Below are 24256 nucleotides of genomic sequence, written 5' to 3'. Positions count from 1 at the left end.
CCGGGCCTGCCGGTCAGCTGCGGTCAGCTGCGGCCGGAGCGTAGGCATCTTGCCCGTCTTCGACGCTCAGGTTTTCGATGTCGTCGGAGAAACCGGGCGAGGGGCGCACCCGGCTCGGCGCCGCAGGCTTCTCCAGTCCGAGGTAGCCGCCGATCCGGTCCGCACAGGCGGACGGATCGGTGAAGACCTCTATTGTCCATAGTGGCATGTACCGCCAGCCCATGCGCTCCAGCAACTGCGGGCGGAGCCGGCTGCGCTCACGCACTGTCATCCGCCGGTACCGTTCGGTGCCGTCAGACTCGATGGCAACCGGGCGGGGAATCTCGGCGTCGTCCTGGCCGATAGTGTGCATCGGGTCGGCCGCGGCAACCATGTCCAGGACGCCGTCGTACTGGTGCCAGACGCGAGCGCCGCGGGCACGGAGCCGGTCCCCGAGATCGGCCACCAGCGGGTCGGCGCCAAGGGCCTGCTCGCTGGCCGCGGCACGGGATGCCGGGCTCCCCAGGTCGGAGTTGCCGGCGATCTCGCGGTCCAGGAGCTCGTAGAAGTCCACCGCGCCGTGGCTCAGGCGGGTGACGTCCAGGTCCTCGGGCCGGAAGCAGCTCAGCACGTGCAGTGAACGCCGCGCCCGGGTCATCGCCAGGGCGAATTTAGCACGGCCGCCCTCGGCTGAAAGCGGCCCGAGGCTATGCAGCGCACGCCCGTGCGGGGTGCGGCCGTAACCGGGCGAGAAGATCACATGGTCGCGGACCAGCCCCTGGGCCCGTTCGAGGTCCACGACCCGGAAAGATTCGTCGCCGGCGGTGAAGAAACTGCCCAGCACCGGGTAGTTGGGCAGCTGCCGCCGGATGGCCTCGCCGATCCGGGCGGCGTGACGCAGGCTGCCCGTGACAACCGCCAGGGAGGTGCGGGGGCGCAGCCGTGCGTGTTCGAAGACCAGCTCCACCACACGGTTCACTTCGGCCACGACGGATTCGACGCCGTCGTGGTCGGCGCTCGGCAGGCCGGTCCCGTCCGGCAGGTATTCCACTGTCAGGGCCCGGTCCAGGCCCGTGGCCGACTGCCCCTCCGGGAGCCGGCGGAGTCCGCCCTCGTAGAATCCCTTGCTCAACTGCCGGACCAGGTCCTCGTCGACGGCGCGGTAGACGGTCCGCAGTTTCCAGACCGGCAGCACGGCGGCCAGGGCCTGGTAAGCGCTGTCCACCGGCTGGTGCGAGTTCTCACCCGCGGCGAGCCGCTCGACCCCCACGGTGAAGCCGCGCGGGCTGGCGATTTTGTCGTCGCCAAAAGCAATGACCTGCCGGGAGCGCGCCACGGCGGGCAGCACGGCCTGCAGGGACGTCGCCTCGGCGTCGAGGATCACGACCGCGTCGAAGCGCTGTTCGGCCGGCAGCAGGCTGGTCATAAGGTAGGGGCTGACGGACCAGACCGGCACGAGCATGGGCACGAGCTCCGGTGACTGCGCGGTCAGTGCCGCCGGAGTGACCCGCCCGTCCTTGAGCAGGCTGCGCAGCAGGTCGGCCTGGCGGGGGTGCTCGCTGAGGGCGGCGCGCCACCGCTCGGCCAGTTTCCAGCGCAACCGGGCGGCGCCGCTGGCGATGTGCGCGTTGTCCGCGAGGCGGTACTCCGCCTCGAGCTGGCGGAGTGCGTCGCCGTCGGACATGGCGAGATAGTCGTCACCGCTGATCATGGCTTCGAGGGCCGACTGCCACCAGGCCAGCTCAAGCTCCGCGGCCACCGACTCGGCCGGCACCTCGCGCTCGGCGAGGTCCGCGAGCAGCTCGCCCAGGCCGTGCTCGCGCATGTTCTCCACCAGCAAGGTGCGCTCGGGCAGGGTCTCCAGCGTGCCGGTGTCCGCGACGAGGCGTTCCAGGCGCTCCACCAGTTCCTCGTACGGGGTGTCCCGGACCGCTCCGCCGGCAGCCGTATGCCGCACGGCCTCACTCAGCTCGGCCAGCTCGGAATCCAGCTCCCGGTACAGGGCGGTGATCTCGGCCAGCCCGGAGGGAACGGCAGGGTGGCGCTGAGTGGTGGCGTACCCCGACCAGGTGGCCCGCTGCTCCTGGACCAGCACCAGCGAACTGTGAAGGTCCGCGATGTGCACGCCCGGACGGACGTACTCCTTGGCAACGCGGCGCAGGCGTGAGCGTTGCATCGACGCCATTTCGATGTTCCGCTCGCGGCGCCACGAGGACGGGGCGGTGGCCGAAATCAAATCATGGACGGGCCGGTCGAAGATGTCGGGGGTGAACTTGTCCAGGCTTTCCCGGACCGCGACCAGCAGGTCGATCTGGTCCCCCCATTCGGCGAATGTCTCGCCGAGGCGGATCTCTGCGTGTTCGGCGACGCCGTTCATTCGTTCGCGCAGCTGCGGGAGCTTCTCCGCGACAGAGCGGGCCACTTGCTGCGCCTCCTGGGTCTCCTTGCGCGTCAGCAGCCGGGCGCCATGCCAGGGGCTCATGGTCGAGGCGCGGCTGAAGCTGCCCAGCTCGGCCGCCCGTTTGAGCCGTCCGGCCAGTTCCTCACGGTCCCGGATGCTGTCCAGCACGCTGCGCTTGAGCCGGACGGTGGTGGCCGGTGCCGGGTGGATGGCGGTCAGGGCCGCGAGCGACTGCATGGCCTCGTACGGCGAGCAGCCCCAGCGCTGGCGAACGTTGTGCAGGGATGCGACATGGTCCATCAGGGCGTGCCGGTGCTCGGTCAGGGTGGAGTGCAGGTTCTTCAGCTGCGGTTCGAGCGACTTTTCGTTGCGGACAATCGCGCGGACCAGCTGCCCCTTGAGCATCAGGGGCGTGGAGTTGCCGGCGAGCTGCACGAGCAGCGACTCGAGCCCCAACGTCTCCAGCTGTGCGGAAACTTCGCCCAGGCTGGCCCGGCGGTCGCCCACGACCAGGACGCTTTTGCCTTCATCGACCAAGGCGCCGATGGTGTTGATCGCGGTCTGGGTCTGTCCGGTGCCCGGCGGGCTGCTGACCACCAGTGAGTCGCCGGCGCGGACGGCGTCCACGACGTACTGCTGGTCCGTATCGGCGTCAAGCAGCAGGAGTTCGTCGGCGGGGCTGCGCTGGTCCGTGCTGGGAAAGCGCCCCTCTTCGAGGTGGGGAACATCCACCGGGTCGCCGGCCGCGGCACGGCCCAGCGCCGCCACGAGCGCGTTGTTCGGGTTGATCCAGGGGTCATCCAGGTTGCCGGAGAGGTCGGCGAACGTCGAGACGAGCAGGTTGTGCTCGATTTCGGCGCCGTGGATCGGCTGGATCAGGGTGCCGAGGCGGTCCAGCACCGGCTGCGGATCGTACCGGGCCGTGCTGTAGGCCATCCGGGTCACGGCGTTGACGTCGAAGACAATCCCGTGGATGGTCTTCAAGTGCCGGACCAGGGCGGGGTTGATCCGGGCCTGTTCCGTGAGCTGCAGTTCGTAATCGTCCTCGCCGGGGCGCACGGTGAGGGAAATGGCGGTGAGCATGACCGGCGCGGACACGCGCTGCGGCTTGCCCCCGACGGCGGAGGTCCAGACAACGGTGCCGGCCGAGAAGTAGCCGGCGTCGATGCCGCGGTCGTTGGCGAGCTCGAAGATCTTGGAGCGAAGGTTGCGCGAGGCCCGCGCGGCGACGACGTACTGCTGACGGTCACGGATCAGGGTCGACAGGCGGGTCCTGCGGCCGGCCATCAGCTGCGCCAGGCCCGAGGGATGCGCGTGGGTCAGGTCAATGGAGCCCTCGGGCGTTTTCGTAAAGCGCAGCATGGTGTCTGCTCCGGTGACGGGTTTGAGACCCGACAGCCATTTCCTGAACTCCTCGGAGCCCTCGGGGTGGCCTTGACCAACTGACACTGCTGCCTTCTTTTCTGTGCTCACGGTTTCTGTGCTCGCGGTTTCTGAGTTCGCGCGGGACGCCCTGGACCATACCGGCATGCCTTCGAGGTTAGCCCGAATCGGGCGTCAGTGCGGGGCCGCAACACTGGCGTACACCAAATTCGTGGGCAAATTGCTTCGGCGAAAGGGCTGGCCAAAAGAAAATGGCCGGCCTCCGAAGAGGCCGGCCATTCACAACGCTATTCCCACTCGATGGTTCCCGGCGGCTTGCTGGTGACATCCAGTACCACGCGGTTCACGCCGTCCACCTCGTTGGTGATCCGGTTGGAGATCCGGGCGAGCAGCTCGTAGGGCAGCCGCGACCAGTCCGCCGTCATGGCGTCCTCGGAGGACACCGGACGCAGCACGATCGGGTGGCCGTAGGTGCGGCCGTCGCCCTGCACCCCGACGCTGCGGACGTCCGCCAGCAGCACGACCGGCATCTGCCAGACCTCGTTGTCGAGGCCGGCCGCGGTCAGCTCGGCGCGCGCGATGGCGTCGGCCTTGCGCAACAGGTCCAGCCGCTCCTTGGTCACTTCGCCGACGATCCGGATGCCGAGCCCGGGGCCCGGGAAGGGCTGACGGCCCACGATTTCCTGCGGCAGGCCGAGCTGGGCGCCGACGGCGCGGACCTCGTCCTTGAACAGTGCACGCAGCGGTTCCACGAGCTCGAACTGCAGGTCTTCCGGCAGGCCGCCCACGTTGTGGTGGCTCTTGATGTTTGCCGCGCCCTCGCCGCCGCCGGATTCGACGACGTCGGGGTACAGGGTGCCCTGGACCAGGAACTTGATCTTTTCGCCGTGCGCCGCAGCCTCGGCGATGATGGCAAGTTCGGCCTCTTCAAACGCGCGGATGAATTCGCGGCCGATGATCTTGCGCTTGGTTTCCGGGTCGCTGACGCCGGCCAGCGCGGCCTGGAAACGTTCCTGCTCGTTGGCGACGTAGAGCTTGACGCCCGTGGCGGCCACGAAATCGCGTTCCACCTGCTCCGCTTCGCCTTCGCGCAGCAGGCCGTGGTCCACGAAGACACAGGTGAGCTGGTCCCCGACGGCGCGCTGGACGAGGGCTGCGGCCACGGCGGAGTCCACGCCGCCGGAGAGCCCGCAGATCACGCGGGAGTCGCCGATCTGCTCGCGGATCCGCGCCACCTGCTCTTCGAGGATGTTCCCGGTGGTCCAGTTCGGTTCCAGCTTGGCGCCCTTGAAGAGGAAGTTCTCCAGGACCTGCTGACCGTAGGCGGAGTGCTTCACTTCGGGGTGCCACTGCACGCCGTAGAGGCACTTCTCCTCGTTGGCGAAGGCGGCGACGTCGGCGCCCGCCGTCGTCGCGAGGACCTCAAAGCCCTCCGGGGCCTCGTGGACGGAGTCGCCGTGGCTCATCCAGGTGCTCTGGTGCTGCGGCATGCCCTCAAGGATGGAGCGGCCTTCGCCGATGGTGGTGGTCTCGGTGGCGCCGTATTCGCGCAGTCCGGTCTGGGCGACCTTGCCGCCCAGGGCGTTGGCCATGGCCTGGAAGCCGTAGCAAATGCCGAACACCGGGACGCCGGCCTCGAACAGGTCTGCGCCGACGCTCGGGGCACCTTCGGCGTAGACGCTCGCGGGGCCGCCGGAGAGGATGATGGCGGCCGGGTTCTTCGCCAGCAGCTGCTCGGTGCTGTAGGTATGCGGAACGACTTCCGAATACACATTCGCTTCCCGGACGCGGCGGGCAATCAGCTGCGCGTACTGGGCACCGTAGTCAACAACCAGCACAGGCCTTTGGGACGTCTGGGATGCAGTGGGAGTGGTCACCCCACTAGCCTACTTTGCACCGCCGGTCCCCCGCACATTGAGAAGCCCCGGGTAAGCGAACTCACAGGCCGCCGGAGCGTCCGGAGGAGAGCAGGTCAGTAGCGCTGCGGCGCCTGCGGGTTGGCAGCCAGTTCCGCCTCCACCTCTGCGTGGAACCTCTTTTCCCCAAAGAAGGACAGGAACGGCACGACGCCGCCCAGCGCCAGGATGACGAGCTTGGCAAAAGGCCAGCGCATCAGCGACCAGAGTCGGAAGTTGGACATCAGGTAGACGACGTACATCCAGCCGTGCACGATCAGCACCGCCACGGAGACGTTCACTCCCCCGATTACTCCCGGCGGCTCGGCGTCGGCGAACCCGAAGCCGAACGGCTGCCCGGTCACGGCGTTGGTGCCGCCGGCGAAAAGGTAGTGGCCGAAGACGTAGCGGGCGATCAGCTCCGCGCAGAGCAGGAGGAGCATGGAGCCCGTCAGGTAGGCGAGGACCTTGTAGAACTTCAGGGCGGAGCGGATCTGCGCCTCGGTCCCGCCGAAGCGGCGCTTCTTGCCGTTGGCGCTTCCCGTTCCGTTGGACTGCTGCGGCTGGATGGCCGGCTGGGGCTCGATCATGATTGCACTCTCGGATTGGTTGGTTCGGTTGCGGGGGAATCAGTGGGCGGATCGGTGTCGTGGGGTCCGCCGGCGGCGGCCAGCCGGGCGGCCGCCTCGTCCTGGGCGTCTTCGAGGCCGCGGCGGTAGTCGTCCTTGACCAGGCGCCACCAAATAAACAGTGCGAAGCCGGCAAAGACCACCCACTCCGCGGCGTAGAAGAGGTTGAGCCAGTTCACGGTCTGGGCGGGCGGCTGCGGGCCGATATTGAGCGGTTTGACGGAGCCGGCGGCGGCAACGTCCGCACCGCCGGAGCGCTCGGCGCTGGCGGCCACGAACCCGGGATAGCTGCTGACGTCCCAGAGATTAATGAGTTCCGCGACGGAGACGGCGCTTGCCCGCCCGGCGCCGGCGTCGGTGTTGGGCAGCGGCGCTTCGGAGGGGATCAGCCGACCGGTGAGTTCAATAGTGCCCGACGGCGGCGCCGCGGCGTCAGCCGCATCGGCCACCCAGCCCCGGGCCACCGGGATCCAGGTCTGCGGCGATGCGCCGGCGCCGGTCAAGGCGGGAGCGCCCTGCACGGCGAAGGCGGAGACGATCCAGAATCCCTTGGCGCCCTCGTGAATCCGGCCCGGCACCAGGACCTGCTTCCGCGGGTCGTAGCTGCCGGTGGCGGTGACGACCTGGTCGGCCACCGAGCCCGGGAAGAACTGCCCCGGCTTCAGGACCGTGGTCAGCGGGCGGGCGTCCTCGGTTCCTGTGGAAACCGGCGCCTCGGACCGTGTGGAGCGGCCGAACTGCCACTGGCTCAACAGCACAAAGACTCCCGAAATCACGATCGCCAGCACCAGGCCTGCGATCCAGCGGGGTTTGAGGGCGGTTTTCAGCACCCCTTAACCGTACTTCGTCGGCGTGTAGAACAACGAAACGGCTCTGGAGACCAGCCATAGCGTCGGCAGCAGGTGCTAGTGGTCGAAGAACACCAGGCTGGAATTGATCAGTTCGGAGATCACTTCGGGATCATAGGCCCGGCGGAGCGACTCCCGGAAGGACTCCTTGGACAGCGAACGCGCCAGGGTGGCCAGCACCTCCAGGTGGTCCGAGAAGGAACTCGCGGGCGTCGCGATCAGCAGGATAACGGTGGCCGGTCCGTCGGCCGCCCCAAAGTCCAGCGCCTTGCCGTACTTGGTGATGCCGACCGCGATCGAGGTGCGGGAAACAAATTCGCTGCGGGCGTGCGGCAGGCCGACGCCGCCGGGAAGCCCGGTGGCCAGCTGGTGTTCGCGGGCGTTGACGTGGCTGAGGAACCCCTCCAGATCGGAGATCCGGCCGGCGTCGTACATCCGCTGCGCGAGCTGGGCGGCGGCGTCGAACTTGTCCTCCGCGTCCAGCTCCAGGATCACCATCTGCGGCGTGGTGAGGTCGGCATCGTACCGGTCCAGTGGTTCCGCCAAGAGGTGTCCCTTCGAAGTGGCGTCGGTGCACGCCGGCTGGCGGCGCCGTACGGCGTCCCCGGTCAGCGCAGCGGAACGATGTCCTCGACGCCCAGGCGTGCTGCGTCGGCGGATTCGTCGTCCGGCTGCTCCTGGCTCAGCCGTTCCGCGTCGACCCGGGCCAGGTAGTGCTTGATCTCGCTCTCGCGCTGCGCGTCGCTCCAGCCGAGAACCTCACCGATCAGTTTAGCGACTACCGGCGCCGCGGACACACCGCGGTCCCACGCCTCGATGGAAATGCGGGTCCGGCGGGTCAGCACATCCTGGACGTGGCGGGCCCCCTCGTACCTGGCCGCGTAGACGGCCTCGGCTGCGAGGTAGTCGTCCGCGCCCGGCAGCGGCTCGGCCAGCTCGGGGTTCTCCCCGATCAGCGCCAGCACTTCCGGGGCCATCGAACCGTAGCGGTTGAGCAGGTGTTCGATCCGCGCGACGTGCACCCCGGTTTCTTCCGCCATCCGGTTGCGCTTGTTCCAGGCAGCCTTGAAGCCGCTCGCACCGAGCAGCGGGATGGACTCGGTGCAGGACGGCGGGACGCGTTCGTCCATGCTGCGGGTGGCTTCGTCGACGGCGTCCTTGGCCATGACCCGGTAGGTGGTCCACTTGCCGCCGGCCACGACGACGAGGCCGGGCACCGGGTGCGCCACCACGTGTTCGCGGGAGAGTTTGGCCGTTGAGTCGTTCTCCCCGGCCAGCAGCGGGCGCAGTCCCGCATAGACGCCTTCGACGTCCTCGCGGGTCAGCGGCCGCTTGAGGACCTTGTTGACGTGCTCGAGGATGTAGTCGATGTCCTTGCTGGACGCCGCCGGGTGCGCCTTGTCCAGGTGCCAGTCCGTGTCGGTGGTGCCGATGATCCAGTGCCGGCCCCAGGGAATAACGAACAGCACGGACTTCTCGGTCCGCAGGATCAGGCCCACCGTGGACTGGAAGCGGTCGCGCGGCACCACCAGGTGGATGCCCTTGGAGGCGCGGACCTTGAGCTGGCCGCGGTCGGTGACCATGGCCTGGGTTTCATCGGTCCAGACGCCGGTGGCATTGATGACCTGCTTGGCCCGGACGTTGAAGCTGGAACCGTCCTCGTGGTTGACGACCTTGGCCCCGACCACCCGTTCGCCCTCGCGGAGGAAGTCGACAACGGCCATCTGGTTCACCGCGTGCGCGCCGTAGTAGGCGGCGGTGCGGACGAGGTTCGCGACGTACTTCGCGTCGTCAACCTGGCCGTCGTAGTAGCGGATGGACCCGACGAAGGCGTCGTCTTTAAGGCTCGGCGCCGCCCGCAGGGTGCCGCGCCTGCTCAGGTGCTTGTGGAACGGGACGCCGCGGCTGTGGCCGCCGGTGATGGACATGGCGTCGTAGAGCGCGATGCCGGAGCCTACATAGGGCCGTTCCACGAACCGCTTGGTGAGCGGGTAGAGGAATGGGACGGGCCGGGCAAGGTGCGGGGCGAGCACGGAGAGGATCAGCCCGCGCTCGTGCAGGGCCTCCTTGACCAGCGCGAAGTCCAGCATCTCGAGGTACCGCAGGCCGCCGTGGATGAGCTTCGAGGACCGCGACGAGGTGCCCGCAGCCCAGTCGTTGGCCTCGACGATGCCCACACTGAGGCCTCGGGTCACGGCATCGAGGGCGGCGCCGGCGCCGACAATGCCGCCACCGACGATCAGGATGTCGAGTTCCTTGCCGGGCTGGGTGCTGGCTTTGAGCACCGCGAGGGACGCTTCGCGTTCCGCGGGCCCTAGCGCGCCACCGGCCAAGGGAGCACCACCGGGAAAACTGTTCATCTCACGCCTCCATCCGGATCAAACCTCGTAGTGCACCACACTACTTCCAAGTTCTTCGGATGGGCAGGGTCTTGGCCCCGCCGGCGCCGGGCTCAGTTTCCGGCGTACGGGGAGACGACGACGTCGACGCGCTGGAATTCCTTCAGGTCCGAGTAGCCGGTGGTCGCCATTGATCGGCGCAGCGCGCCGATCAGGTTCGAGGTCCCGTTGGTGTGGTGGCCCGGGCCGAACAGGACCTCCTCGAGCGGTCCGACGGTGCCGACGTTGGCCCGGTCGCCGCGGGGCAGTTCGAGGTGGTGGGCTTCCTGGCCCCAGTGCCAGCCCTTGCCTGGAGCCTCTTCGGCGCGGGCCAGGGCGCTGCCGAGCATGACCGCGTCGGCTCCCATGGCGATGGCCTTGACGATGTCGCCCGAGGTGCCCATGCCGCCGTCGGCGATCACATGCACGTAGCGGCCGCCGGATTCATCCATGTAGTCCCGGCGGGCGGCCGCGACGTCGGAGATGGCGGAGGCCATCGGCGAGTGGATGCCCAGGGCGCGGCGGGTGGTGCTCGTCGCTCCCCCGCCGAAGCCGACCAGCACGCCGGCGGCGCCGGTGCGCATCAGGTGCAGAGCCGGGGTGTAGCCGGCCGCCCCGCCGACGATCACCGGGACGTCGAGTTCGTAGATGAACTGCTTGAGGTTCAGCGGCTCGTGGTCCTTGGAGACGTGCTCGGCTGAGACCGTGGTGCCACGGATGACGAAAATGTCAACGCCGGCGGCCACGACGGTCTTGTAGTGCTCCTGGGTGCGCTGCGGCGTCAGGGAGCCGGCCACGGTCACGCCTGCGGCGCGGATTTCGGCGAGCCGCGAGGTGATCAGTTCGGGCTGGATCGGGGCCTGGTAGAGCTCCTGCATCCGGCGGGTGACGGCCGGGCTGTTGGTCTCGTTTTCGAGGGCGGCAATCTGGTCCAGGACCGGCTGCGGGTCCTCGTAACGGGTCCAGAGGCCTTCCAGGTCGAGGACGCCGAGGCCGCCGAGGCGGCCCAGTGCGATGACGGTTTCCGGGGACATCGCGGAATCCATTGGCGCGGCAATGACGGGCATATCGAACTTGTAGGCATCGATCTGCCAGGAGACGGAGACGTCCTTGGGATCGCGGGTACGTCGGTTGGGGACGATCGCAATGTCGTCCAGGGAGTAGGCACGACGCCCACGCTTGCCACGGCCAATCTCAATCTCGTAAGTCACGTCCCCACTTTACTTGACCGGGCCGGGGACCCGGCATTGGCCGCGCCTGCCGGGCTGCGGGCCCGCCCGCGGGGGCACGGCGGCGGCCGCGGCGGCGGCGTTGCCGGGCCGGCCGATAGCGAAGTATGCACCCGGATTAATCGATAGCTCACACTTACTTGACACGATCTGTCAATAGTTTACAAAACCTGAAAATGCCCTTACGTTTACTTTCGGCCGGCCGGGGATTTCGCCGGGGGCCTCCACACCCAGTTCCGGGCATTCCGCAATGCCCGGTTAAAGAAAGCAGAACCCATGGGAAGTGCATCACTCAGGAAGTCCCGCGTCCTGGCCCTGTCGCTGGCCGCCGTCGTCGGAACCATGACCCTCGCCGTCACCCCGGTGCTCGCCGCCCCCGGCACCGGGCCGGTCGCCACCGAAAATGTCCCCGCGCCGGACGTCAACGCCGGCGAGGCGTACACGCAGTTCATCGTCAGTTTCAAGAAGACCCCGGGCAACGCCACCCCCAACGGCCGCGCGAACGCCTGGGGCAAGGCCGCCAAACAGCAGGGGGTGAGCGTACGGGAGCTGCGCGCCCTGGCCACCGGAGCAACCCTGATCGCCTCCGACAAACCCCTGTCCGACCAGGCCGCCACGGACTTCATCGACTCGATCGTCGCTTCCGGCTCCGTCAACGCCGTCGAACCCGACGCCCGCATGACGGCCGTCCTGACGCCGAACGACACCCGCTACGGGGAGCAGTGGGACTTCACCGGCGCCAATGGCATGCGGATCCCCGGCGCCTGGGATGTCTCCACCGGGTCGGGGTCCACCGTTGCCGTGATCGACACCGGCATCACCGCACACCCGGACCTGGACGCCAACGTGCTGCCGGGCTACGACTTCGTCTCCGATGCCACCGCTGGGCGCGACGGCAACGGCCGCGACTCCAACGCCCAGGACCAGGGTGACTGGTACGCCGCCGGCGAGTGCGGGCAGACCACCGCCGGCAACTCCTCCTGGCACGGCACGCACGTCTCCGGCACCATCGCCGCGGTGACGGGTAACTCCACCGGCGTGGCCGGTGTCGCGCCCAACGCCAAGGTCCTGCCGGTCCGGGTCCTCGCCAAGTGCGGCGGCTCCCTCTCCGACATCGCGGACGCCATCATCTGGGCCTCCGGCGGGACTGTCTCCGGGATCCCCGCCAACGCCAATCCGGCCAAGGTCATCAACATGAGCCTGGGCGGCTCCGGCGCCTGCGGCACCACCTACCAGGCCGCCATCGACTCCGCCGTGTCGCGGGGTACGACCGTGGTGGTGGCGGCCGGCAACAGCAACCAGGATGCCTCCGGCTTCCGTCCGGCCAACTGCAACTCGGTGGTGACCGTCGCCGCCAGCAACCCGAGCGGCGCCCTCTCCTACTACTCCAACTACGGCGCCACCGTGGATCTCACCGCTCCGGGCGGCGACACCAGCGTCAGCGGCGGAGGCATCCTCTCCACGCTCAACACCGGAACCACGACGCCGGGTGCGGCCGGCTACGCCAGCTACCAGGGCACGTCGATGGCGACCCCGCACGTCGCCGGGCTCGTCGCCCTGATGAAGTCCAAGTCACCTGCCCTCACCCCTGCCCAGGTCGAGTCCACGCTCCGGCAGGGCACCCGGGCCATGCCCGGCGGTTGCACCAAGGGCTGCGGCGCCGGCCTCTCTGACGCCACGGCTACGATGGGGCTCCTCGGCGGAAGCACCCCGCCGCCGCCGTCGGGCAACCTGCTCCTGAACCCCGGCTTTGAAAGCGGCTCGGCGTCCTGGACCTCCAACCAGTCGGACACCTTCGAGACCGGCACGGCCGCCCGCAGCGGCAGCGGCTTCGCGGGGCTGAACGGCTGGGGCAAGTCGACGTCGTACACGCTGGACCAGGCCTTTTCCATCCCGTCCTCCGTCAGCGGCTCCTCGCTGTCCTTCTACCTGAAGACGCTCTCGGATGAGACCACCACCAGCACCGCATACGACACCCTGAAGGTCCAGGCCATCAGCGGCGGCGTGACCACGACGCTGGCCACCTACTCCAACCTGAACAAGTCCACCGGCTATGTCCTGAAGACGCTGGACCTGTCCTCGTTCAAGGGCAAGACCGTCACGCTGCGGTTCCTCGGCGTGGAGGATTCCTCCCTGGCAACGTACTTCTACCTTGACGACACCTCGGTGACCACCTCGTAGCACCACCGGCCGCTGCTAAGAATGGGCATGCCCTCCCTCCCCGGGAGGACATGCCCATTCTTTGTGCCCCGGAGTGGACATAACACCGCTATGTCCACGGGACGTCGCCGGCAGAGGGCATGTCCGGCGGCTCAGACCCCCTCGGCCTCGTCGACGGCGAGCTGCGATTCGAACATCCGGAAATAGCGGCCGCGCAGTGCCACGAGTTCCTTGTGCGTGCCCTGCTCCACGATCCGGCCGTCCTCGAGCATGTAGACGATGTCCGCCTTCTCGATCGTGGCGAGCCGGTGGCTGATGGCGATGATCGTGCTGCTGCGGTCGGCGAAGAGCCGGGTGAAGATCCGGTGCTCGGCCAGGGCGTCGATTGCCGACGTCGGTTCGTCCATCACCATGAAGGACGCGTCCCGGTAGAAGTTCCGGGCCATGGCCAGGCGCTGCCACTGCCCGCCGGACAGGCCGCTGCCCTTCCGGCCGCGCGGGTCCTCCATCCAGTTGCTGACGTGGTTATCCAGCCCGTTGGGCAGCTTGTTGATGAACTCGAGGGCCTCCGCGTCCGACGCGGCCCGGCGGATCCGGTCGTCGTCGCGCGGCGCATCGACGTCGCCGAAGAAAATGTTCTCCGCCGCGGTGGCGAACTCGTACTTCAGGAACTCCTGGCTGAGCACCGCGAGGTGGCGGTGCCACGACTTCACGTCGACGGCGGCGAGGTCCACGCCGTCGAGCAGCACCTGGCCCGAATCCGGGCGGTAGAGCCCGGCGAGGATCCGGATCAGGGTGGACTTGCCGGCGCCGTTCTCGCCCACTACCGCGATGTGCTGGCCCTGCCGGATGGTCAGCGAGATCCCTTTGATGACCTCCAGCTCGCTGCCGGTGTAGGTGAACCGGATATCCCGCAGTTCCACGGTCCGGGGCGCCTGGAGCAGGGGCGGGGCATGGTCGGAGTGGACGGGCAGCGCCATGAACAGCTCGTAGTCCTTGAGGTTGGCGAGGTCCTCGTCGATGGAACTGAGCGAGGAGACGAGGCTGTTGGCGGTGGACAGGGCGCGGCTGACGATCTGCTGGACGTAGAGGAACTGCCCCACCGGCTGGGCCCGGGCGATGATCTGGCCCACCACCCAGATCAGCGAGACCACCTCCGCGCCGTATTGCAGGGCGTCGGCGGCGAGCTGTTTGGGGATGTAGCGCTTCTGGAAGTCGAGCCGGCGCTTCTCATCCGCGTCCCGGAGCCGGGAGCGGAGCCCCATCAGGTAGCCGACGATCCCGTAGAGCCGCATCTCGGCGATGTGCTGCGGGCGCAGCAGGTTGGTTTCGATCATCCGGCGCTGCCGGCGTGAATCGACCTGCGTGTTCCAGTGCGCGATTTGTTCCCGGGACAGTTTGAACTGCAGGTAGACGCTGGGCACGATCGCGACCAAAACGATCACCGCGATCCACCAGCTGACCAGCAGCAGCGCGCCGATCGCCAGGACCACCGAAACCAGTTGGGTGAAGATGGCGGCGATCCGGTCCAGGACCCGGGCGTAGGAATCGGAGAAGCGCTTCGCCCGGTCGTGCAGGTCCACCGTTTCCTTGTCGTCGTAGCGCCAGAAGTCGAGGGCGAGGAAGCGCTCGTACATCAGGTCCCCGACGATCGCGCCGACCCGGAAGCTCATCAGCTGCTGGATGTAGCGGTCCACGCTGCTGAAGGCTCCCCAGAACAGACCAAGCGCCGCGGTGATGATGACGTAGACGATGGCCTGCTGCCCGGCGGCGGCGTTTCCCGCATAGGCGGCTGCCAGCGCCGTCGTGGTCAGCGCGGCGTAGTAGGTGGTGACGAGGGGCAGCAGCGCCGAGACCAGCGAGCCCACGACTTTCATGACGACGGCGGCGGGCGAGGCGCGGAAGCTGACCCGCAGAACCTGTGCCACGGCCCGGGCGTAGGGCCGCAGCGCCAGTTTCCGCTTCGGCTCGCGTGCGGGCAGGAGTTCGGACATGCCTCCAGCCTAGTTGCGGGCCGCGGCGGCGGAACGCGAAAGGGCCACGGGACGAATCCCGTGGCCCTTCAAGTTGGCGTGGTGGCGGGGGCCGGGTGGGCCCACGGCGCCGGGGACTAGCGCGAACCGTAGTTCGGCGCCTCCACCGTCATCTGGATGTCATGCGGGTGGGATTCCTTCAGCCCGGCCGGGGTGATCCGGACGAACTTGCCACGGGCCTTGAGCTCGGGGACGGTGGGTGCTCCGGTGTAGAACATGGTCTGGCGGAGGCCGCCGACCAGCTGGTAGGCCACGGAGGAGAGCGGGCCGCGGTACGCCACGCGGCCTTCGATGCCCTCCGGGATGAGCTTGTCGTCACCGGAAACGTCGGCCTGGAAGTAGCGGTCCTTGGAGTAGGAGGTGTTCTTGCCGCGGGTCTGCATGGCCCCCAGCGAACCCATCCCCCGGTAGCTCTTGAACTGCTTGCCGTTGACGAAGATCAGGTCGCCCGGGGACTCGTCGCAGCCGGCCAGCAGGGAACCGAGCATGACGGTGTCCGCACCGGCGACCAGGGCCTTGCCGATGTCGCCGGAGTACTGCAGGCCGCCGTCGGCGATCAGCGGCACGCCGGCCGGGATGGCCGCCTTGGCGGACTCGTAGATGGCGGTGATCTGCGGGACGCCGACGCCGGCGACGACGCGGGTGGTGCAGATGGATCCGGGGCCGACGCCGACCTTGATGCCGTCGGCGCCGGCGTCGATCAGGGCCTGGGCGCCTTCGCGGGTGGCCGCCTGGCCGCCGATGATGTCCACGTGCGCTGCCACCGGGTCGGACTTCAGCCGGCGGATCATGTCCAGCACGCCCTGCGAGTGGCCGTTGGCGGTGTCCACGAAGAGGGCGTCCACGCCGGCGTCGATCAGGGCCATGGCCCGCTCCCAGCCGTCACCGAAGAACCCGATGGCGGCACCGACGCGCAGCCGGCCCTCATCGTCCTTGGTGGCCAGCGGGTACTGCTCGGCCTTGGTGAAGTCCTTGGTAGTGATGAGGCCCTTGAGCCGGCCCTGCTCGTCGACGAGCGGGAGCTTCTCGATCTTGTTGGTGGCAAGCTTGTGCGAGGCTTCCTCGCGGCTGATGCCGACGTGACCGGTGACCAGCGGCATCTTGGTCATGACATCGCTGACCAGCCGGATCGGGAAATCCGTCTCCGGCACGAAGCGGGTGTCGCGGTTGGTGACAATGCCCAGCAGCCGCATGCCCTCGTCCACGACCGGCAGGCCGGAGACCCGGTAGTGCGAGCAGATCTCGTCCAACTCGGCCAGCGTGGCCTCGGGGCCGATGGTGAGGGGGTTGGTGATCATGCCGGACTCGCTGCGCTTGACCCGGTCCACCTGGTCGGCCTGGTCGGCGATCGAGAGGTTCCGGTGCACGACGCCAAGGCCGCCCTGGCGGGCCATGGCGATGGCCATCCGCGACTCGGTGACGGTGTCCATCGCGGCGGACAGCAGCGGCGTGTTCACCGTGATGCGCTTCGAGATCCGCGAGGAGGTATCAGCTTCGGAGGGGATGACGTTGGTGTGTCCCGGCAGTAGCAGGACGTCGTCGTAGGTCAGGCCAACAAAGCCGAAAGGGTCGTGTTCGGGCTGGGTCATGAGTGCGCCTCTTACCTTGGGTTTCTGGGTTCACGGGTAGGGGTTGCAGCAGATGACCAGCCCGTCATTACGGGCATGGCCTGTGCAGAAGTGTTGTGTAAATACTAGAACCTTGGCGGCGATCCCCATATTCCGGGACGCGAATGTGAGCAACGGCATCCGACTGGCGGCGCCGGGGCGTCACTTCCAGCCGGTGGCGGCGAGCAGCCGCTTTTCGAACATTGGGATCATGCTCTGGACGTAGGTCTTGGTCAGGTGGTTGTCGTCCTTGTAGACGTACACGTTCCCGACGACGGCGGGGCAGGTCCCGTCGGCGCAGATGAAGTCGCTCATGTCCATCAGGTGCAGGCGGGCAACCTTGCCGCGGTAGTCGTCCAGCGGTGAGGACGCCGCCAGGGATTCCTGCAGCGGGACGTTGCACTCGGCGGCGTCGGGGCCCTTTTTCTGGACGCATTCGGGCATGTTGGTGGTGAACCGCGGGTTGTCGCGGATGCCGACAACCTCGATGCCGGCGTCGGTGAAGGGCTTGATCCCCTCCAGGTACTGCGGCACCTCGGTTTCGAACGGCGCCTCCTTGTGCGTCAGCGACGCGACCGTGAAGACGGCGTCGGGCTTGTGCGACAGGACGTAGTCGGAGCTGGCTTTGTTGAAGGCGTTGCAGTCGGCATCCCGCTCGGGTGACTCTCCCCCGAAGCGGCAGTTTCCCTTGAGCAGGGTGACGACCTCCCAGCCGTGGCTCTTGGCGATGGGGCCCAGCGCGGCCATGTACTGCTGCGCATGCGAGTCGCCGAGCACCACGATTTTCTTGGTGACCTTGTCCGGCCGGCTGTTCTGCAGGCAGCCCTGCAGGAGGGGGTCGCTGGGCACGTTGCCGTCGGTGCAGAGCCCGTCGATGTCGGCCCATTCGTTCTTCATGGCGGCCGGTGCCGGGATGATCTTGGCCTCCGGCGTCGGCTTCCCGGCGTTCTCCGGGGCCAGGGCTGCGGCGCCGGGCGTCAGTTCCTTCGGCTGGGACGCGGCCGCGGCTTCGTCGGCCACAATGTGGCTCTGCCACAAAGTCACCGGGCCGGCCAGCAGGGCCCCGCAGGCGGCGATGACGACGACGGTGCGCCAGGCGCGGCGCTGCGGCCAGTGCCACTCGCGCAGCGGCTTCTCCACGAAGCGGGTGGTGAGCACGGCCAGCACCACGGAGATGGCGACTATCGCGAGCCCCTGCCACAGGTCCGGCGCGCTGACTCCCATCCCGGCCAGGGCCAGCACCAGCAACGGCCAGTGCCAAAGGTAGAGGGCGTAGGAGTTGTCGCCGAGGGCGACGAGCGGCCGCCAGGTCAGGAAACGGTCCACGCCGAACCGGCTGCCGCTCTGCCCCGCCACAATGATGGCGGCGGCAGCCAGCGTCGGCCACAGCGCGATGAATCCGGGGAAGGAACGGTCGACCGTCAGCAGCAGCCCGCAGGAGAGCATCGCCGCCAGTCCCGCCCAGCCCAGCACCAGGCGCAGGATCCTTCCCGGTTTCAGGTACGGCAGGGCCAGCGCCAGCAGCGAGCCCAAAGCGAATTCCCAAAGCCGCGCACGGGTGTCGAAGTAGGCGTAGGCCTGGTTGCTGGCGGTCTGCTCGATCGAGTAAACCAGCGATGCGGCGAAGATGGCGCCGAACGCGAGGGCCAGGAACAGGCGGTAATTCAGCAGTCGTTCGTCCACCCCGGTCCAGCGGCGCAGTCCCTTGTGCAACAGGGCGGCGCCCGCGAACACGAGCGGCCACAACAGGAAGACCTGCCCCTGGATGGACAGCGACCAGAAGTGCTGCAGCGGGCTGGCTCCCGAGTGGTCCTGGGCGTAGTAGTCCACGGCAGAGTCCGCGAGCAGCCAGTTCTGCCGGTACAACAGTGACGCCCAGGCCTGGTCGAGGATGTCCGGCCAGCGGCTCGCCGGCAGGATGGCCCAGGTGCCGGCCAGCACGCCCAGGACCACCACGACGACGGCGGGCAGCAGCCGCTTGAGCAGATGCAGCCAGTGGCTCACCAGGCGGAGCGGCTTACCGCTTTCCACCTTGCGGGCAAAGCTCAGGGTCATCAGGAAGGCCGAGATGAGCAGGAAGATGTCGACGCCACCGGAGACCCGGCCAAGCCACACGTGGTAGGTCACCACCATAAGAACGGCGAGGGCACGCAGGCCCTGCACCTCCGGGCGGTACCCCGATTTTCGGCTCGCGGGAGAACCCGCGGCCGCGTGCTGCGGGCTGGCTATGGTTCGCTCGTTCGTCACGCGGGATCCCTCAGGCTGGCTTCCAAAACATCAATGTTACCGAACCGTAATTTTCATTGCCAACTTCCGGGGCGCCTTCCGCCCGGGATTCCCGGGGCAGGGCTTACCGGCGAGGCTAGGCTGTTACGAGTCGAAGGAGGCCGCGAGTGATCGTGCAGGTGCGGATATGTGTCCCGGAGGAGCTCTCCGGAGCCGTGGTGGAGTGCTGCTCCGGTGAGCTTGGCGTCGCGGAGGTTGCGTTGCACCCCGGCGCCTCGGTGGTGCCGCCGGGCAACGTCATCCTCGTGTTCATGGCACGGGAGTCCGTCGAGTCGCTGATCGAAAAACTCCACGCACTGAACGTCCAGGACGTTGGCTCCATCTCGGTCACCACGCCGGAGCTGGTGCTTTCCGATCGCGCGGACCAGGCGGTCGCTGAGGCGCCCGGCGAAGGCGCGGACGCAATGATCTGGGATGAGGTGTCGCGGCAGACCGGGGAGGATTCCCGGCTGACGTGGAGCTACCTGGCGTTTCTGGTCCTCGCGACGCAGCTGGCCGCGATCGGCATCGTCACCGACTCGACCATCGCGATCGTCGGTGCCATGGCGGTGGGGCCCGAGTTCGGCCCGCTCGCCGCCCTGGCCGTGGCCCTGGTGCGGCGCCAGTGGCGGCTGGGGCGCAGCGCGGCACTGGCACTCGGCGTCGGGTTCCCGGTCGCGATGCTGGCGGCGGCCTTCACGGCCTGGCTCTCCGTACCACTCGGGCTCTTTCCAGCTGACGCCCTGGACCGCGGTTCGGCTGTGGAGTTCATCTATCACCCGGGGCCCTATTCCCTGATTGTCGCCCTGCTGGCAGGGACCGCGGGCATGCTGTCCGTGATCAGCCGGCGCTCGGCGGCCCTCATCGGGGTGTTCATCTCCGTGACCACCGTCCCGGCCGCCGGTTTCGTAGCGGTTTCCCTCGTGCTGGGCGAGTACCAGAAGGCCGCAGGTTCCGCCCTCCAGCTCCTTGTGAACTTGGTCGGGATTATTGTCTCGGCGGTGGCGGTGCTGCTGTTCTACCGGCTAGTCACGAAGCGGCTGCCGCGCGACGCCGCGCGGAAGCTGCGGAGGAACGCCCAGCGCCTGCACCACTGAGCTGCACCGGGCCGGCCCCGGGGAGTCCCCTGCGGGGCCTGCGCGCTACATCCAGCCGGTCGACTCAGCGAGCCGCTGGCCGAACACGGGTGACATCGAGGCCACATACGTGCGGGTCAGGTGGTTGTTGTCCTTGTAGACGAACGTGTTCCCGACCACCCCCGGGCAGGTTTTTCCGTCGCAGATCAGGTCGGTCATGTCAACGAACGACAGTCCTGGCACCCGGCCATGCAACGGAGCCAGAGGGCTCTTCGCGGCGAGCACGTCGCGTTCGGCGCGTTCGCAGTCCGGGCTCTCAATTCCCTTGTTCGCCACGCATTCGGCAATGTTGAAGTTGAAGCGCGGGTTATCGCGGATAGCGACCATCTCGACGTGCTTCCCGGTCCAGAATTTCGCGGTCGCTTCAAGGCCGGGTGACAGCTTTTCCGCCGGGGAAGACACCGCGGCGACGGTGCCCACGGTGATGATGGCGTCCGGCGGATTGTCGGTGACCTCTTCCGTGACGGCAGCGTTGAAGGTGTCACAGGGAATGGACCGCCCCTGGGCGGCAATGGTGTACCGGCAGCCGGCCCGGAGGATGGAATAGACGCGCCAACCGTTCTTCTTGCCGACGGCATCGATAGCGGCCAGCCACTGTTGCGCGTGGGAATCCCCCAGCACGAGGACGGTCTTGGCGGGCTTGTCCGGAGCCGTGTTCTGCGAGCAACTGCTCCTCAGCGAACGGTCCTCGGGTTCAAGGTCGCCGGAGCACCGGTTGCCCAGGCTGGACCAGTCGTTCTTGAGCTGTTCGGGCAGGGGCAGGATCGGGGCGTCGCTGTCCGCCGCGCTGACGAAACCGGGCACCAGGGCCAGGGCGCCGGGGTTGTTCCGCTGTGACTCTGCCATCACAGCCTGTGCTTGGAAGTGCTGCTGAAGCTGCACCGCGGTGAGCGGCACCGCGACCACTGCGAGGCAGAGCGCCACGGCGAGGGCAGCGCGCCGACGTCGGACTTCCGGCCATGCCCAGGATCGCCACGGCTTCTCGACGAATCGGGTGGTCAGGAAGGCGAGCCCCAGTGAGACGGCGATGATGAGGCTGCCCGATAGCCATCCCGCGTGCTCCTTGCCGCTCCAAGCCAGGGCAAGCACCAGGACGGGCCAGTGCCAGAGGTAGAGGGCGTAGGAATTATCTCCGAGCCTTACGAGGGGGCCAGCGCTGAGGATGCGGTCCACTCCCCAGCGGCTGTTGGTCTGCCCTGCCAGGATGACGCAGCTGGCGGCCAGGGTGGGCCAGAGCGCCACGAACCCGGGGAAAGCCCCTTCCACATCCAGGATGAAGCCGCAGCTGACCATGGCCAGGACACCGACCCAGCCGAGGACCACGCGCACCGACTGCGAAAGGAACGACAAGCCCGGCAGGAACAAGGCCAGAAGCGTGCCCAGTGCGAACTCCCAGAGGCGTGCGCCGGTGTCGAAGTAGGCCTGGGACTGGTTGGTGGCCGTGTAGTAGATCGAGAAGGTCAGCGAAGCCAGGAAGATCGCGGCGAAGATGTAGCTGAGCAGCGCCCGGTAGCGCAGGTTGTACCGTCGTGCGAGGAACGCTGCGCCGGCAAAGATGAGCGGCCACAGGATAAACACCTGGCCCTGGATGGACAGCGACCAGAAGTGCTGGAGCGGGCTGGCCAGCGCGTGGTCCCCCGCGTAATAGTCGACGGCCTCGGCCTGCAGGACGCGGTTTTCCACGTAGAACAGCGATGCCCAGCTCTGCGCGACCACATCCGGGAAGCGGGTGCGGGGCAAAAGGAAGTAGCTGGCCGCCAGCGTGGTGACAATGACGACGGCGGCCGCCGGCAGGAGCCGCCGGAACAGGTGCAGCCAATGCTTGATCAGCGCCATCTGCGAACCCCGCTCGAAGCGGCCCACGAACTGCAGCGTCATCAGGAACGCCGAGATCAGCAGGAAGATGTCGACGCCGCCGGACACCCGGCCAAACCAGATGTGGTAGGTGACCACCATGAGCACCGCGAGCGAACGCAGTCCTTGGATTTCCGGCCTGAATTTCGTCCCCCGGGCAGGACGTGGCTCGGCGCTCGTTTCGCGCGGCGAGACGAGCGTTACCGCTCCAGACATACAAAACCCCCGTAGAAACAACGCAAGACAGCCAGAGCAACTATACAACCCGGTTCGGCGTCGGTCCCTTTCGGATGACGCCGGCCACGATGCCCGGACCCCGACGGCATGGCTCCGGGGAACAAAAAGGACCGGACCAGCTGACGCTGGTCCGGTCCCTTCTTTGCACGGAACCTAGTGCGCGGAAACCTTAGTGCTGGTGTCCGGCGTGCTCGTCCTCGTCGGCCGGCTTTTCCACCACGAGGGTTTCGGTGGTGAGAACCAGCGCCGCGATGGAGGCCGCGTTGCGGAGGGCCGCGCGGGTGACCTTGACGGGGTCGATGACACCGGCCGCGATCAGGTCCTCGTATTCGCCGGTCTTGGCGTTGAAGCCCTGATTGACAGCGGATTCGGCCACCTTGGCGACGACGACGTAGCCGTCAAAGCCGGCGTTCTGGGCGATCCAGCGCAGCGGCTGGGTCAAGGCCCGGCGGACGATGCCCACGGCAGCTGCCGCGTCGCCGTCGAGCGCCTGGACAGCCGGATCCTCATCAAGCGCCTTGAGGGCGTGGATGAGGGCGGAGCCGCCGCCGGCCACGATGCCTTCTTCGAGGGCAGCGCGGGTGGAGGACACGGCGTCCTCGATGCGGTGCTTCTTTTCCTTCAGCTCGACCTCGGTGGCAGCGCCAACCTTGATCACGCCGATGCCACCGGCCAGCTTGGCCAGGCGTTCCTGCAGCTTTTCCTTGTCCCAGTCCGAATCGGTGCGGGTCAGCTCGGCGCGCAGCTGGGCAACCCGGGCCGCGACGTCCTCGGCCGAACCGGCGCCGTCAACGATGGTGGTGTTGTCCTTCGTGACGGTGATGCGGCGGGCGGTACCCAGGACCTCAAGGCCCACGGTGTCCAGGCTGAGGCCCAGTTCCGGGGAGACAACCTGCGCGCCGGTGAGGGTCGCGATGTCCTGCAGCATGGCCTTGCGGCGGTCTCCGAAACCGGGAGCCTTGACGGCCACGACGTTCAGGGTGCCGCGGATACGGTTGACGATCAGCGTGGAGAGTGCCTCGCCGTCGACGTCTTCGGCGATGATGAAGAGCGGCTTGGAGCTCTGCAGCGCCTTTTCCAGCAGCGGCAGGAATTCCTGGACCGAGGAGATCTTGCCCTGGTTGATCAGGATAAGGGCGTCTTCGAGGACTGCTTCCTGGCGTTCCGCGTCGGTGACGAAGTACGGGGACAGGTAGCCCTTGTCGAACTGCATGCCCTCGGTGAGGACCAGTTCGGTCTGCGTGGTGGAGGACTCCTCGATGGTGATCACACCATCCTTGCCGACCTTGCCGAAGGCCTCGGCCAGGAGCTCGCCGACCTCGTCGCTCTGTGCGGAGATCGCGGCCACGTTGGCCACCTGGGTGCCCTCGACCGGGCGGGCGTTTTCGAGCAGGCGGGCGGCCACGGCCTCGACGGAGACCTCGATGCCGCGCTTGATCTGGCCCGGGGCGGCGCCGGCGGCAACGTTGCGCAGGCCTTCCTTGACCAGGGCCTGGGCGAGCACGGTGGCGGTGGTGGTCCCGTCGCCGGCGACGTCGTTGGTCTTGGTGGCGACCTCCTTGGCGAGCTGTGCGCCAAGGTTTTCATACGGGTCGTCCAGCTCTACTTCGCGGGCGATGGTCACACCGTCGTTGGTGATCGTGGGGGCGCCCCACTTCTTGTCCAGCACGACGTTGCGGCCGCGCGGGCCGAGCGTCACCTTGACCGTGTTGGCGAGCTTATCGATGCCGGCTTCGAGCGACCGGCGGGCAGCGTCGTTAAACGCAAGCTGCTTTGCCATGGTTTTGTCCTTTCAAGACAGAACCCCGCGCAGCCGTTCGTTCAAAGCGAAGGATCGGCGGCGCGGGGGTCCAAGAGAGTTACTTTACGACGATCGCCAGAACGTCGCGGGCGGAGAGCACGAGGTACTCGGTGCCGCCGGTCTTAACTTCGGTTCCGCCGTACTTGGAGTAGATGACAACGTCGCCAACGGCAACGTCAACGGGAACGCGGTTGCCATTGTCATCAAAGCGGCCGGGGCCTACTGCAACAACTTCGCCTTCCTGCGGCTTCTCCTGTGCGGAGTCCGGGATAACCAGGCCGGAAGCCGTGGTCTGCTCGGCTTCGAGCGGGCGGACAACAATACGATCCTCAAGAGGCTTAATAGAGACCGACACTCGGACCTCTCCTTTTCGTCAGCAAATTTGTGGACTATGAAGCGGTGATCCGTGGCGTACAAACCG

At 67.6% G+C, this 24256-nt stretch carries 15 protein-coding genes; 2 read left to right on the top strand and 13 right to left on the bottom strand.

Features of this window, described 5'->3' with window-relative positions; all coding sequences use genetic code 11:
• Positions 1 to 13 precede the first annotated feature (13 nt).
• The 7 genes from AC1DBD_RS03255 to AC1DBD_RS03225 all read right to left on the bottom strand — a co-directional run bounded on the left by AC1DBD_RS03255 (position 14) and on the right by AC1DBD_RS03225 (position 10724).
• On the bottom strand, positions 14 to 3829 hold the full coding sequence (locus tag AC1DBD_RS03255; RefSeq protein WP_476981412.1) for an AAA family ATPase: 3816 nt from the start codon (positions 3827 to 3829) through the stop codon (positions 14 to 16).
• A 221-nt stretch (positions 3830 to 4050) separates the two neighbouring features.
• A complete protein-coding gene (gene guaA, locus AC1DBD_RS03250; RefSeq protein WP_441417101.1) occupies positions 4051 to 5640 on the bottom strand; it encodes a glutamine-hydrolyzing GMP synthase in 1590 nt (529 codons plus the stop codon).
• 95 nt (positions 5641 to 5735) lie between these two features.
• Entirely contained in the window at positions 5736 to 6248 is a 513-nt protein-coding gene (locus AC1DBD_RS03245) for a DUF3817 domain-containing protein (RefSeq protein WP_476981411.1), read from the bottom strand.
• The gene (locus AC1DBD_RS03240; RefSeq protein WP_441417099.1) at positions 6245 to 7117 is read right to left on the bottom strand and encodes an SURF1 family protein; all 873 of its coding nucleotides are present in this window, start codon (positions 7115 to 7117) and stop codon (positions 6245 to 6247) included. Before AC1DBD_RS03240 ends, AC1DBD_RS03245 begins: the two co-directional genes overlap by 4 nt.
• Before the next feature lie 75 nt (positions 7118 to 7192).
• Positions 7193 to 7681, bottom strand: a complete 489-nt coding sequence (locus tag AC1DBD_RS03235; RefSeq protein ID WP_441417098.1) for a PTS sugar transporter subunit IIA — start codon at positions 7679 to 7681, stop codon at positions 7193 to 7195.
• Positions 7682 to 7743: 62 nt separating this feature from the next.
• On the bottom strand, positions 7744 to 9495 hold the full coding sequence (locus tag AC1DBD_RS03230; protein ID WP_476981410.1) for a glycerol-3-phosphate dehydrogenase/oxidase: 1752 nt from the start codon (positions 9493 to 9495) through the stop codon (positions 7744 to 7746).
• A 92-nt stretch (positions 9496 to 9587) separates the two neighbouring features.
• The gene (locus tag AC1DBD_RS03225; protein ID WP_441417097.1) at positions 9588 to 10724 is read right to left on the bottom strand and encodes a GuaB3 family IMP dehydrogenase-related protein; all 1137 of its coding nucleotides are present in this window, start codon (positions 10722 to 10724) and stop codon (positions 9588 to 9590) included.
• Between the two features lie 294 nt (positions 10725 to 11018).
• Between AC1DBD_RS03225 and AC1DBD_RS03220 the strand changes: the two genes are divergently transcribed.
• On the top strand, positions 11019 to 12923 hold the full coding sequence (locus tag AC1DBD_RS03220; protein ID WP_476981409.1) for a S8 family peptidase: 1905 nt from the start codon (positions 11019 to 11021) through the stop codon (positions 12921 to 12923).
• A 131-nt stretch (positions 12924 to 13054) separates the two neighbouring features.
• Here AC1DBD_RS03220 and AC1DBD_RS03215 read toward each other — a convergent pair whose 3' ends face one another.
• The 3 genes from AC1DBD_RS03215 to AC1DBD_RS03205 form a co-directional block, all read right to left on the bottom strand.
• Complete coding sequence (locus AC1DBD_RS03215) at positions 13055 to 14896, bottom strand: ABC transporter ATP-binding protein (RefSeq protein ID WP_476981408.1); 1842 nt, start codon at positions 14894 to 14896, stop codon at positions 13055 to 13057.
• 116 nt (positions 14897 to 15012) lie between these two features.
• A complete protein-coding gene (gene guaB, locus AC1DBD_RS03210) occupies positions 15013 to 16524 on the bottom strand; it encodes an IMP dehydrogenase (RefSeq protein WP_175321232.1) in 1512 nt (503 codons plus the stop codon).
• A 180-nt stretch (positions 16525 to 16704) separates the two neighbouring features.
• The gene (locus AC1DBD_RS03205) at positions 16705 to 18789 is read right to left on the bottom strand and encodes an acyltransferase family protein (RefSeq protein ID WP_476981407.1); all 2085 of its coding nucleotides are present in this window, start codon (positions 18787 to 18789) and stop codon (positions 16705 to 16707) included.
• Between the two features lie 146 nt (positions 18790 to 18935).
• Here AC1DBD_RS03205 and AC1DBD_RS03200 point away from each other — a divergent pair, with 146 nt between their 5' ends.
• Positions 18936 to 19904, top strand: a complete 969-nt coding sequence (locus AC1DBD_RS03200) for a DUF389 domain-containing protein (protein ID WP_476892145.1) — start codon at positions 18936 to 18938, stop codon at positions 19902 to 19904.
• Positions 19905 to 19949: 45 nt separating this feature from the next.
• On the opposite strand, the gene AC1DBD_RS03195 is transcribed toward AC1DBD_RS03200, so the two are convergent.
• The 3 genes from AC1DBD_RS03195 to groES form a co-directional block, all read right to left on the bottom strand.
• On the bottom strand, positions 19950 to 22013 hold the full coding sequence (locus AC1DBD_RS03195) for an acyltransferase family protein (protein WP_476981406.1): 2064 nt from the start codon (positions 22011 to 22013) through the stop codon (positions 19950 to 19952).
• Between the two features lie 190 nt (positions 22014 to 22203).
• Positions 22204 to 23814, bottom strand: coding sequence for a chaperonin GroEL (gene groL, locus AC1DBD_RS03190; RefSeq protein WP_175321229.1), 1611 nt, complete (start codon positions 23812 to 23814; stop codon positions 22204 to 22206).
• A gap of 79 nt (positions 23815 to 23893) precedes the next feature.
• Positions 23894 to 24190: a co-chaperone GroES gene (gene groES, locus AC1DBD_RS03185; protein ID WP_028275747.1), complete on the bottom strand. Its 297-nt coding sequence runs from the start codon at positions 24188 to 24190 to the stop codon at positions 23894 to 23896.
• Positions 24191 to 24256: the final 66 nt, after the last annotated feature.

The organism is Arthrobacter sp. 10T419 (assembly GCF_056394105.1).
Note: the sequence above shows the minus strand (reverse complement) of the source record. Positions and strands in the feature narration are given on the sequence as shown.